Raw genomic sequence first — 10,842 nt, 5'->3', positions numbered from 1 at the left:
TCAGCGCCTGATTGTAGCTATGCCAGTTGGTGGTCTTGTACGTGGTCTTCGCCGGTCTGCTCATGGCCGCCAGCTATCATGCTGGATTCGCGCAGTGAATCCCTAGCCGCATTTGCGCAACAAGGCCCCTTGGCGGCCTCATGCACAAAAACATCGACTTTATGCGTTGCCGCAAGAGCAAGAAATGTCGAATAAGCCGCTTCGACTGTGTGATCGTCCTCGAGCCCGATCAGGATGTTCGTATCAATGAGATACGATTGCTGGCTCATCTTGAAGGGCCTTTCTCAAATCGTACTTGGCATACAAAAAGGACTGTGGAGGCTCAAAACCGAACTTCTCGCGAAGTTCGTGCAGCGGCAGCGGGCGGGAAAAAGACTTCACATCGCCGAAAACTAGTGCGTAGCCGTGATCGAGACCCTCGAAGTACTTGTCGAAAAGCGGACGTTCGATAAACGCCGTTCTTTCGAACTCGGTCCAGATTTGTTCAACTGGTAGTTTCAGGACGTCACGGATCGAAGCAATGCCTACCATCGCTTTTACGGGCGAACTCGAATAAATATAAGCTAAGGCCCCGTTCGGAACAACGATCGGAAAACGACGTCGCAGCTCGACGGTCTTCATTCCCGCGAGAATTTTCTCCGAATAGACGGGCTTTATCGACAGCACCACGTCTCGTTGCGGTTTGAACGGCTCCTCACCAAATATCGGAAGGACCAATTGATCGTCGTCGCCTTGCTCAAAGTCGAAAGGTGCGCTGTGCAACCGCGCGGCAATCGGGGCGTCGGTCGGAAAGTGCGCGTTCAGGCGTAGCGAAGCACCAAGCGCTTTGACGTAGCGCTCTACGGTGCTGAGGTAGATTTCGCCGCCGTTTTCGATCTTGGATATCGCGGCCTGTTTCACGTCCATGCTCGCGGCGACTTGCTCTTGGGTAAGCCCCGCTATAATGCGCAGCCGCTTGAGCTCGGATCCGACACGTGCTGCTCCCAGAACGCTTTCAACCGCCTCTGCCTCAACGATTTTTCCGATGAGCTTGCCCACTTACGCCCCTTTTCTTTTTTCGAACGTATAGAATTTCCGACTATTCCCTGCAAGGAATATTTTTGTCCTGTTGAACCGCCTCCGCACCACGCGACTGTAAACGATAGAAAGAAAGAGCTTTACGAGAGCACCGGCTCATGGCCCGGAGTAGGTTGATCGCGCGATGGTGGGTATGACCCATCTAGCACGATTTGCAGCAACGGTGCGAAAGGCGGTTTCCACCGAGTAGATCGAATGTGATGCAACGCTCTCGCTTCGTGTGCTGCGCTCGCGAGAGGCAGCGAGGTCCGCATGGTTGCTGCGTCTCAGCCATTAGGATGCAGGCACTACTGATGAAATCCCGCCAGAGGAACCTCTTCGCCTGATCCCTCACCTTGCCGTCATTGACGCGAGGCTGAGGAATGAACGGACCACATTGGACTGACCAGTTCTTGGTGATCGCCGCGCTCGTTTGGGCGTGGTTGACCGGCGAGGCATGGCGCGCCTCGGTGGCCGGCGCTGCTGGCGGGTTTGTTCGCTGGCTGATGTCCGAGCGCCGCCGAATCCGCGAATTCTTCGTTTCGGTCGTCGCGGGCTGGTTGATGGCGACTTATGCCGCGCCCCTGATGCTGGCGATGATCGAAAGCCATTTCGGTCCGCTGAAGGGAGACGCCAGCGGCACGGCGGGTTTTGCCGCCGGTATTGCCGGCATGAGCATCGCCAAGCTGATCCTGGACATGATTGAGGCGCGCACGCGGCGCATCACCGGGGGTGGGCAGTCCGATGCCTGAATGGGTGCGTGCCTGGATCCGTGAAGAACTCAAGACCTGGGCCTTCGTCGGCGTCTGCTTCCTCGCCTTGCTGTCAATCGGTTGGCTCTAGGAGGCGGAATGTCGGGCATCGCAAGGATCATCCTGCACTGGACGGCGGGGCGGAACACGGTTTCCGCGCTCGATCGTCAGCACTATCACTTCATTATCGACGGCGCGGGCATCGTCTGTGAGGGCGTTCATGCACCCGAGGACAATCTCGGGGTGCTGCGCGAGGGCAGCTACGCTGCGCATACGCAGAACTGCAACACCGGCGCGATCGGTGTCGCTCTGGCGGGCATGGCCGGGGCCGAGGAAGCGCCGTTCACAGCCGGGGCGTTTCCGATGGGTGAGGTTCAGGTTGAGGCGCTAGCGGCGCTCAGCGCGAACCTCTGCAAGCGCTACGGCATCCCCGTGACCCGTCAGACCATCCTGTCCCATGCCGAGGTGCAGCAGACGCTTGGCATCGCACAGCGCGGCAAGTGGGACATCGTGTGGCTGCCCGGCATGGCCAAGCCCGGCAACCCGGTCGAGGTCGGCGACAAGATCCGCGCCCGCATCGTCGCCGCCATGGGCGCGGCCCCGGCGCAGATCGAAACGCCCGCCTTGCCCAGTTCCCTGCCCAGCATCCAGCGCGGCGATGTCGGCGAGCTGGTCACGCGCGCCCAGACCATTCTCACCCGGCTCGGCTTCGCGCCTGGCCAGATCGATGGCGATTTCGGCAGGCTCACCCGGGCCGCCGTGGTCGCCTTCCAGAAGGCCGAGGGCCTGCCTGCCACCGGCATCATCACCGCGGCCGTCTGGGTCGCGCTTCTCAAGAGGAAATGAAATGCTGCTCTTTCTCATCCTGGCACTGATCGTCGGCGCAATCGCGTGGACGATCTTGGTGCGCAGCGGGCACGGTGTTGTCGCGGTGCTGACCGCGTTCCTGCTGCTTCCGGCGATGTCGGCATCTGCTGGCACGTTCGATACCATCATCAATGTCATCGCGCCCAGTTCGGTGGAACTCATCGGCGCGGTGCTGACCGCCTTCATCGGCTGGTTGGCGCTTATGTTGCGGCAGCGATTTGGTATCGAGATCGAAGCCCGGCACCGGGAAGCGTTGCATTGGGCGCTCTATAGCGCAGCCCAGCTCGCCATCGCCCAGAAGCTGACCGGCCCAGCCGCCATCAACCTGATCAAGGGCTATGTGATCCGCAGCGTTCCGGACGCGATGGCCAGTCTCAATCCGTCGTCTCAGGTGCTGAGTGATCTGGCCAAGGCCAAGCTCGAGCAGGTCGCGGCCGAGAAGGGGACGGGCAGTTCGGAGGTGGTGGTCGATAAGCTGGCCGAGGCCCTGAAGCGCGCGGTCGCGGCCTGATCCGTGAACAGGTGCCGCATTCCACTGTGGTCGAGGCCTTCCCCCGTCGTGCGGTGCCTGCCGCCAGCGGGCTCTCGGATGCGGGGTGGCGACACGGACCGGTGCCTCTCCGTGCTCGGCAGGGGTGGCTATGTGTAGCATTCGAGCAACACCCCCCCGTGCCACGGGTCCGTCCGCGGGGGGTACGCCATGCGGGGGGCCATTCCCCGCGAAAACTCATTTGTGCGTGGCCGTGCCAGCCGCGCTTTATCTTTATGTTTGAGGGGCAGGGATGAGCCGTAAGGGCAAGCTGGTGTCCCGCGCGGAACTCGCTGATGTCATGGGAGTAACGCCTCCCACTGTCGACCGCTGGGTGGTGCGTGGTTGCCCGGTTGAAAATAAAGGCGGCCGCGGTCGCGCCTATCAGTTCAACACGGCTGTCGTGAAGGAATGGCTCCTCGAAGAGGAAAGGGCTTCCCTCCTTTCGACTGCTGACGCCAGCGAGACCGAGTTACTGCGGCGCGAGCTTTCGGCCAAGACCGAACTGGCAGAGCTCAAGCTGGCCCGGGAAAAGCGCGAGGTCGCACCGGTCACGGAATTGACCCGGGCGCTGTCCATCGCTTTCGCAGGTGTGCGTTCGAACATGCGGACCATCGCCGACAGGGTGCCGCGGATGATCGTCGGCGAGCTCGACGAGCGCCGTATCAAGAATGTCCTGCGGGCCGAGATCGATCAGGCCCTGCTGGTGATGTCGAAGGAGGCGCTGGTCGAGGAAGATGACCTCGAGGAGGACGGCGAGGACGAATGACGATCCAGTTCAGCAACCGCGCAGCGGTGGTTGACGCGGTCTATTCGACCCAGAGCTTCCTTGAACCGCCGCCGGATCTGGCCCCCAGCGTCTGGGCCGAAAGCAGCGTCGTGATCCCGATCGGCAACGCAGTGCCGGGTCCGATCCGTTTCGACAATGCCCCTTACCAGAGAGAGCCGCTGAACATGACCGCGAACCCGGATTGCTTCCGGGTTTCCCTGATGTGGGGCGCGCAGGTGGGCAAGACCCTTCTCGCGCTCTGCGCGCAGGGATACCGGATCGAACAGAATCCCACCTCGCAGATCATGATGCAGCCAAGCCAGGGCGACCTTCACACCTGGCTTGAGACGAAATTCAATCCTCTCGTCGATGCCAATGAGAGGTTGCAGGAGCTGATCGCCAAGCCCCGAGGCCGCGACGGGGTGAACAACCAGCGCATGAAATCCTATCCGGGTGGCTTCATGATGTTCTCATGGGCTGGATCCCCGAAGACCATGCGTGGCCGGTCGGCACCGTTCATCGTTTGCGATGAGACCGATGGTTATGACCGCACGGCAGAGGGTGATCCCGTCGAGTTGCTGGCGCAACGCGCGGCGACCTTTGGCGATCAGCGGCTGATGCTCGATATCTCGACGCCGACCTTCAAGGGAACGAGCCGCATCGAGGCGGCATTCCTTCAGGGCGACCAACGTCGCTTCCATGTTGTCTGTCCGCATTGCGGCCATCACCAGGTGCTGCGGTGGGAGCGGGTGCGTTGGGACAAAGAGGAAGATGGGACAGACCAACCAGAATCGGCACGCTACGCCTGTGACCACCATGATCCCGAGACCGGCGAGATCCGGTGCATGTCGCGCTGGACCGACGGCGAAAGGGTCGCGGCCATCCGGAACGCGGAAGCGCTCGGTGCGGGCTGGAAGGCAACAAAGCCGTTTCGTGGCCATGCATCCTATCACCTCAACGAGCTCTATTCCTGCTTCAGGAAGCTGCGCGAAATCGTCCAGTCCTACCTCGACAAGAAGGCGGCGAACGATCTGCAGACCTTCACCAACGTCTCGCTTGCCGAGACCTGGGAAGAGCAGGGCGAACAGGTCGAGGCGGGATCCCTGATGGCGCGTGCCGAGGACTTTGCTGCTGCTGTCCCCGCAGGGGCCGCTGTCCTGACCGCCGGCATCGACATGCAGCAGGATCGCCTCGAGGTCGAGGTGGTCGGCTGGGGCTTGGGCGAAGAGAGCTGGTCGGTCGATTACCGGGTGCTTTGGGGGGACCCGCTGCAGGGCGAGGTTTGGGACGAACTCGACGCGGTACTTTCGGAAACCTGGCAGCATGAAAGCGGGGCGATGCTGTCGATCGGCGCGGCCTGTCTCGATACCGGTGGCACCGCCGGCATGACGCAGGCAGCTTATGAATATGCGCGTGGCAAGACCGGGCGCCGCCTCTTTGCGGTGAAAGGCGTACCTGGCTGGGGCAAGCCGATTGTGACCTCGCCCATGCGCAAGGCCAGCGGCAAGCGGGCGCGGAAGGTCGATCTGTTCAATGTCGGTGTCGATGAGGCGAAGGTGGTTGTCACCCGCCGCCTCGGGATTCAACGGTCCGGGCCGGGCTACTGCCACTTTCCAATGTCGCGGGAGCCCGAATTCTTCGCGCAGATGACTGCCGAAAAACTGATGACGAAGACCATTCGCGGTTTCAGCGTGCGGGAGTGGCACAAGACCCGTGATCGCAATGAGGCCTTCGACTGCCGGGTCTACGCCACCGCCGCGTTGAAGATCCTCAACCCGAATATCGCGCGCCTGGCAAAGAATTTCGAGGTCGAAGAGGCAGAGGTTGCACCAGCTCCGGCAGCCATCGTCAAGACCACGGTAAGGCTGAAAGACGCCGTGGATGCGATCGCCGCGGCGCGGGCGGCCAGCACTGAAATCCCGCCAGAGGAACCAGAGCCCACCAAACCCCAGTCTGTTGCCAAGCGCGGACAGCGCACGCGCCGTCGCCGGTCTGGCGGCGGGTGGGTAAACGGATGGTGAGGCGTGGCCTGTGTGATCCCTGAGAATTTCGTGGCCGGGACCACGTTTGACCGGCTCCTGACCCTGATCGCCTATCCGGCACCCGACTGGGAGGTCATGCTGTTCCTGCGCGGGCCGGTGGCCGTGGATGTGACCGGGGTGGCCGAGGGCTCGCAGCACCGGCTTGCGGCCGCGGCTGCGGTGACGTCGGATTGGCTGACCGGGCTTTATCTGTGGTCGCTGCGCGCAACCCGTGAGGGCGAGGTGCTGACCGTCGATGAGGGCCGGATCCGCATCGCGCCGGATGTTGCCGCAATCGCCGGTGCGTTCGATCCCCGCAGCCATGCCCGCAAGGTGCTGGATGCGATCGAGGCGGTGATCGAGGGCCGCGCCACCATCGACCAGCAGAAATATACGATCAACAATCGCGAGCTGTGGCGGACCCCGATCGCCGATCTCCTGCTGTTGCGGAGTCGCTATCGCGACGAGGAGCGTCGCGAGAAGCGGGCAGGGCGCCATGGGCAATCCCTGCTTGGCCGCCAAGTGAAGGTGCGCATCTGATGGCGTGGCCATTCACCCGCAATCTCGCTGCCCGGAAGGTTGAACCTGCCTTGGCGCGCGCGCCCGAGATCCTGCCGAGCCGCGTGCCCAAGGTTGTTGCGCGCCGCGGCCCGACCGTGTCGCTGCGCATGTTTGAAAGCGCCGCGACCGATCGACTGACCGCGAGCTGGCCCAGCACGCCGATCCCGGCCGATTTCGTGGTGCGCCGGAACCAGAAGATCCTTGTCGCCCGCTCGCGCGAGCAGGCGGCGAACAATGATTACATGCGCGGGTTTCTCCGCATGGTGCGCCAAAACATCGTCGGCCCGCATGGGGTCAGGCTGCAGGCACAAAGCCGCAACGCCGACGGCACGCTGGAAACCACCGCGAACGATGCCATTGAGTCCGCCTGGGACGAATGGTGTCGGGGCGAGAATTGCGATGTCTCGGGCAAGCGCAGCTTCCGGCTGTTGCAGGGTGTCGCCGCCACCGGTGCCGCGCGCGATGGCGAATTCATGTTCCGCGAGATCTGGGGTGCTGATGCCGGGCCTTGGGGTTATGCGCTCCAAGCCCTCGATCCGCAGCGCTGCCCGCTGGACTATGACGAGGAGTGCCGACCCGATGGCAGCTTCATCCGGCATGGCATCGAGTTCAATCGATACGGCAGGCCGCTCGCCTATCTGTTCACCACCACCGATGAGCAGGAGGCCGATTACATCTATGGCGGGCGTGCCTTCCAGCGCATCCCGGCGCGCGAGATCATCCATGGATTCGTCGAGGATTTTACCGGCCAGAAGCGTGGCCTGCCCTGGGCGACAACCGCGCTCTGGCGCATGCGCATGCTCAGCGGCTTCGAAAACTCCGCCTTGGTCAATGCCCGTGTTGCGGCCAGCAAGGGTGGATTCTTCCAATGGAAGGACGATCACGGACCCGAACCGGATGAGGATGAAGATCTCACCATGGAGGCTGAGCCGGGCGTGTTCCAGGAGCTGCCAGCCGGGCTCGAGTTCAAGGAATGGAACCCGCAATACCCGAATGGCGAGTTTGCGGCCTTCGTGAAAGCCAGCTTGCGCGGCATCTCGACCGGGCTTGGCGTGGCCTACAACAATCTCGCCAACGATCTCGAAGGGGTCAATTTTAGCTCCATCCGCCAGGGCGCGCTCGATGAGCGCGAGCATTGGAAGGACCTGCAGGAATGGCTGATCGAGGCCATGATCGACCGTGTCTATCGCAGCTGGCTTCGTGTCGCCCTGCTCGCCGGCAGGATCCGCGTGGCCGGGCGACCGCTGCGCGCTGAGGGCCTTGAGAAATATCGGGCCGTCGCGTGGCAGGCCCGCCGCTGGGCGTGGATCGATCCGCGCGCCGATGTCGCCGCGGCCGTTGAGATGAAGAACAACCTGATGGGTAGCTTCGGCCAGTTCATCCGGGACCAAGGCCGCGATCCACAGTCGGTTTGGCGCGAAGTGGCCGAGGACATCACGCAGATGCGCGCGGCAGGCATTCCCGAAGACTACATCCTTCAGGCCATGGGCCGGAAGTTGAACCCGAAAATCCCAGAGCAAGAGGGGGATGGCAATGCAACCGGCTGAGTTTAAGCGCGGCGCGACCTTCAAGGCGGATCTGTCCTTCGATGACGACGACGAATGGGCGCTCGTCTATCCGCATGACAGCGTCGAAGCCGCCGTGAAGTTCGGGCATCGGCGCTATCCCCTTGCCATCACGGTCGATCCGGTGAACCGCAAGATCACTGCGGTCGCCGACGATACCGCGAATTGGCCGATCACCGGCACCGGGCTGGCAAGTTTCGATTATTGGATCACCAAGGGTGGCGAGCGGCTGCCCTTCCCAGGATCACACAATGTGCCGCTGAAGATCATCGAGGGGGCGACGCGCTGATGCAGATCACGATCTGGGGGGCCACTACGCAAGCGACGGTTCTGGCAGTTCCACTGCTGGGCGTTCCCACGCTGAAGGGGGACAAGGGCGATCCGGGCGAGGTCTCTCCCGAAGCCCAGGCCCGTATCGACGCGGCGATCGAGGTCAACGCCAACCTGACCGCCGTCCGAGTGGAAATGGAAACCGCTCGCGAGCAATCAGTTGAGGCAGCTGAGGCCGCCGAGCGGCATCGCGCGGCAACCGGGCAGGATCGCACCGCCACGACAGAGGACAGGACAACGACCGGGCAGGATCGGGCGGCGGCGGAGCAGGCGCGTATTGATGCGCAGCTGGCGGCGATCGCGGCGGCGCTCAACGCCAGATATTTCGACACGATTGCTGCGGGACGCGCGGGGGTGGCCGATGACGAGGCTTTCGCGGTGCGTGCTGGTGGCGCGGACGGCCTCACCAGAGCCACCATCTACCGTCGCGACAGCGCTGCCGCACAGTCGGTGATGGTCGAGATCGTGGCATCGAGTGAGGTTGATCGGCTCAACGCCCTGGTCGGGCCGAATGGCAATCAGTTCCTGCTGGTGGCCTATGATTCAGCCGGGCAACCCGTCGCCTATCTCGATGACCTGGCTGAATGGCATCTGGCGCGTCTGGGTACGCGGTCGCTGCAGCAGCATATCGTCGATCTGAACGAACAGGTCGCACAGGTGGGACCGGCGATTGCCAGCATCGACCTGACCACCAGCACCGCCCTCTGGCGCGTCCTGACCAGCGACGGACGGTCGCCGCTGCTGCTGGATGATATCGGCAATCTCTATCTGGCCAAAATGGGCGCGCGCCCGGTTCAGGATCAGATCCGTGCTGCACAGGACCGGCTGGTCGAAGCGGCCCCGGCCATCGACAGCGTCCAGCGCGTCGCATCGCCGCATATCCGCCGCACCACCTCGGCCGAGAACCACGTGATCGACCTGATGGACGAGCTCGGGAACTGGTATGTCCCGCGCCTCGGGCACAAATCGGTGCAGGATCACATTCTGGAGCTGCGCGACAAATTCGCCGAACTGCCCGGCAATGCCGTGGCCGAAATGCTGAAGCGCCGCCGGGTTTACGATGGCGTCCATGATTTTGCGGTCCCGAATGACGGGCTGACCGATGCCTTTCCAAGGATTCAGGCCGCGTTGGACCAGCTTTCCTCGCAGTCCAACCTGCTCGGTCCCAGCATCCTCTATCTGCCGCCGGGCGCCTATCGGCTCGAACGCTATCTCTGGGCGCGCAGCAATGTCACGCTGGTCATGGCGGGTTGGGGCAAGTCCCGTCTGCTGCCGATCGGGCTGAATGGCGGCATCAACTATTCCGGGGCGACGCCGCTGACACGGGCCAATTTCATTGATGTCGAGATCGACGGCAGTGAGCAATTCGACCCGGCCGGCGCGCGTGTCGGCACCAAGGGTATGTTCTTCCAGCGCTGGTCGGACTGCCAGTTCCTGCGCTGCTTCATCCACGATACCTGGGCGACGGGGCTTGGCATCGACTTCTCACCGGGCGGTTCGTGGATTCTCGATGGCCGCTATGAAGGTTGCGGGCGCGGTTCGCAGATCGGCGATCCGGGATCGTCGGGGATCGGCATCGGCACTGGTGTCTATGACAAGGAACCGCTGATCATCAGCCGCAACATATGCCGGTCGAACAAGAACTTCGGCATCTTCCTCGAGCGCCAGCACCAAGAGGCCCATCTCTACGTGTCCCGGCAGAACATCATCTCCGAGAATATCTGCTCGGAGAACGGCTGGGGCATTGGCGAGGTCGGCGGCGGTGGCACCGTGGTCATCGGCAATCAGGCCAACGACAACCTGCGCCACGGGCTCTATCTCTACAGTGGCACCATCCATATCGGGCCGCATGGCGGGCCGCATCCCGGCGTCGAGACAATGTTTGCCGAGAACGTGGCGACTGGGAACGGTCAGGACGGGCTGCGCTATGACGCGACCCGATCCATCGGGCGGGCGGGCTTCTACACCGATCATAACCAGCTTCACCGCAATGCCGGATGCGGGATGCGGATGATCGGCCATGCCTCGCTGGCCATGACCGACTTCGCTTTCCGCAATGACGAGATCAAGGGCAACGGCGCCCATGGCATGCTGTTCGCCCAGGGCAATTTCCGGGCGGTAGACATCCTGCATCCCCGGTTGATCGACAATACCGGGGCGGCGCTGCAGATCGATGCCGCCCTGACCGATAGTCGCATCCTCGGCCTGACCGCCCGCTCCACCCTCGGGACGGCTCTGCAGACCACCGCGCTCGCCGGATCCGGTGCGCTGACCAATGTCGACATCTCGGAATGCGTGCAGACCGGGCATGCCACGCCAACGGCCCTGATCGGGCCGCGTAGCAACCTCACCCTTGGCCGCAACCCCGGCCTCAGCTTCTAGGAGTTCAATT

At 62.9% G+C, this 10,842-nt stretch carries 11 protein-coding genes; 9 read left to right on the top strand and 2 right to left on the bottom strand.

Features of this window, described 5'->3' with window-relative positions; all coding sequences use genetic code 11:
* Nucleotides 1-17: 17 nt before the first annotated feature.
* Nucleotides 18-269, bottom strand: coding sequence for a hypothetical protein (locus IB235_RS17780; protein ID WP_192337821.1), 252 nt, complete (start codon nt 267-269; stop codon nt 18-20).
* Entirely contained in the window at nt 244-1,038 is a 795-nt protein-coding gene (locus IB235_RS17775) for a helix-turn-helix domain-containing protein (RefSeq protein ID WP_192337820.1), read from the bottom strand. Before IB235_RS17775 ends, IB235_RS17780 begins: the two co-directional genes overlap by 26 nt.
* Before the next feature lie 401 nt (nt 1,039-1,439).
* On the opposite strand from IB235_RS17775, the gene IB235_RS17770 reads away from it, so the two are divergent.
* From IB235_RS17770 to IB235_RS17735, 9 genes are all read left to right on the top strand, one after another.
* Complete coding sequence (locus tag IB235_RS17770) at nt 1,440-1,808, top strand: hypothetical protein (protein ID WP_192337819.1); 369 nt, start codon at nt 1,440-1,442, stop codon at nt 1,806-1,808.
* 99 nt (nt 1,809-1,907) lie between these two features.
* Entirely contained in the window at nt 1,908-2,654 is a 747-nt protein-coding gene (locus IB235_RS17765; RefSeq protein WP_192337818.1) for an N-acetylmuramoyl-L-alanine amidase, read from the top strand.
* A 1-nt stretch (nt 2,655) separates the two neighbouring features.
* Entirely contained in the window at nt 2,656-3,186 is a 531-nt protein-coding gene (locus IB235_RS17760) for a hypothetical protein (RefSeq protein WP_225612437.1), read from the top strand.
* Between the two features lie 271 nt (nt 3,187-3,457).
* The gene (locus IB235_RS17755) at nt 3,458-3,973 is read left to right on the top strand and encodes a terminase small subunit (RefSeq protein ID WP_192337817.1); all 516 of its coding nucleotides are present in this window, start codon (nt 3,458-3,460) and stop codon (nt 3,971-3,973) included.
* Nucleotides 3,970-5,994: a phage terminase large subunit family protein gene (locus IB235_RS17750; protein WP_192337816.1), complete on the top strand. Its 2,025-nt coding sequence runs from the start codon at nt 3,970-3,972 to the stop codon at nt 5,992-5,994. Before IB235_RS17755 ends, IB235_RS17750 begins: the two co-directional genes overlap by 4 nt.
* 30 nt (nt 5,995-6,024) lie before the next feature.
* Nucleotides 6,025-6,534 carry a hypothetical protein gene (locus IB235_RS25215; RefSeq protein ID WP_225612436.1) on the top strand — a complete coding sequence of 170 codons (510 nt, stop codon included), beginning with the start codon at nt 6,025-6,027 and terminating at the stop codon, nt 6,532-6,534.
* Entirely contained in the window at nt 6,534-8,102 is a 1,569-nt protein-coding gene (locus IB235_RS17745; protein WP_370576932.1) for a phage portal protein, read from the top strand. Before IB235_RS25215 ends, IB235_RS17745 begins: the two co-directional genes overlap by 1 nt.
* On the top strand, nt 8,089-8,409 hold the full coding sequence (locus IB235_RS17740; RefSeq protein WP_192337814.1) for a hypothetical protein: 321 nt from the start codon (nt 8,089-8,091) through the stop codon (nt 8,407-8,409). Before IB235_RS17745 ends, IB235_RS17740 begins: the two co-directional genes overlap by 14 nt.
* Nucleotides 8,409-10,832: a right-handed parallel beta-helix repeat-containing protein gene (locus tag IB235_RS17735; protein ID WP_192337813.1), complete on the top strand. Its 2,424-nt coding sequence runs from the start codon at nt 8,409-8,411 to the stop codon at nt 10,830-10,832. Before IB235_RS17740 ends, IB235_RS17735 begins: the two co-directional genes overlap by 1 nt.
* Nucleotides 10,833-10,842: the final 10 nt, after the last annotated feature.

The organism is Paracoccus sp. PAR01, from assembly GCF_014851995.1.
Lineage (GTDB): Bacteria > Pseudomonadota > Alphaproteobacteria > Rhodobacterales > Rhodobacteraceae > Paracoccus > Paracoccus litorisediminis.
The sequence above is the reverse complement of the archived record's forward strand: the minus strand, read 5'-3'. Positions and strand labels throughout refer to the sequence as shown.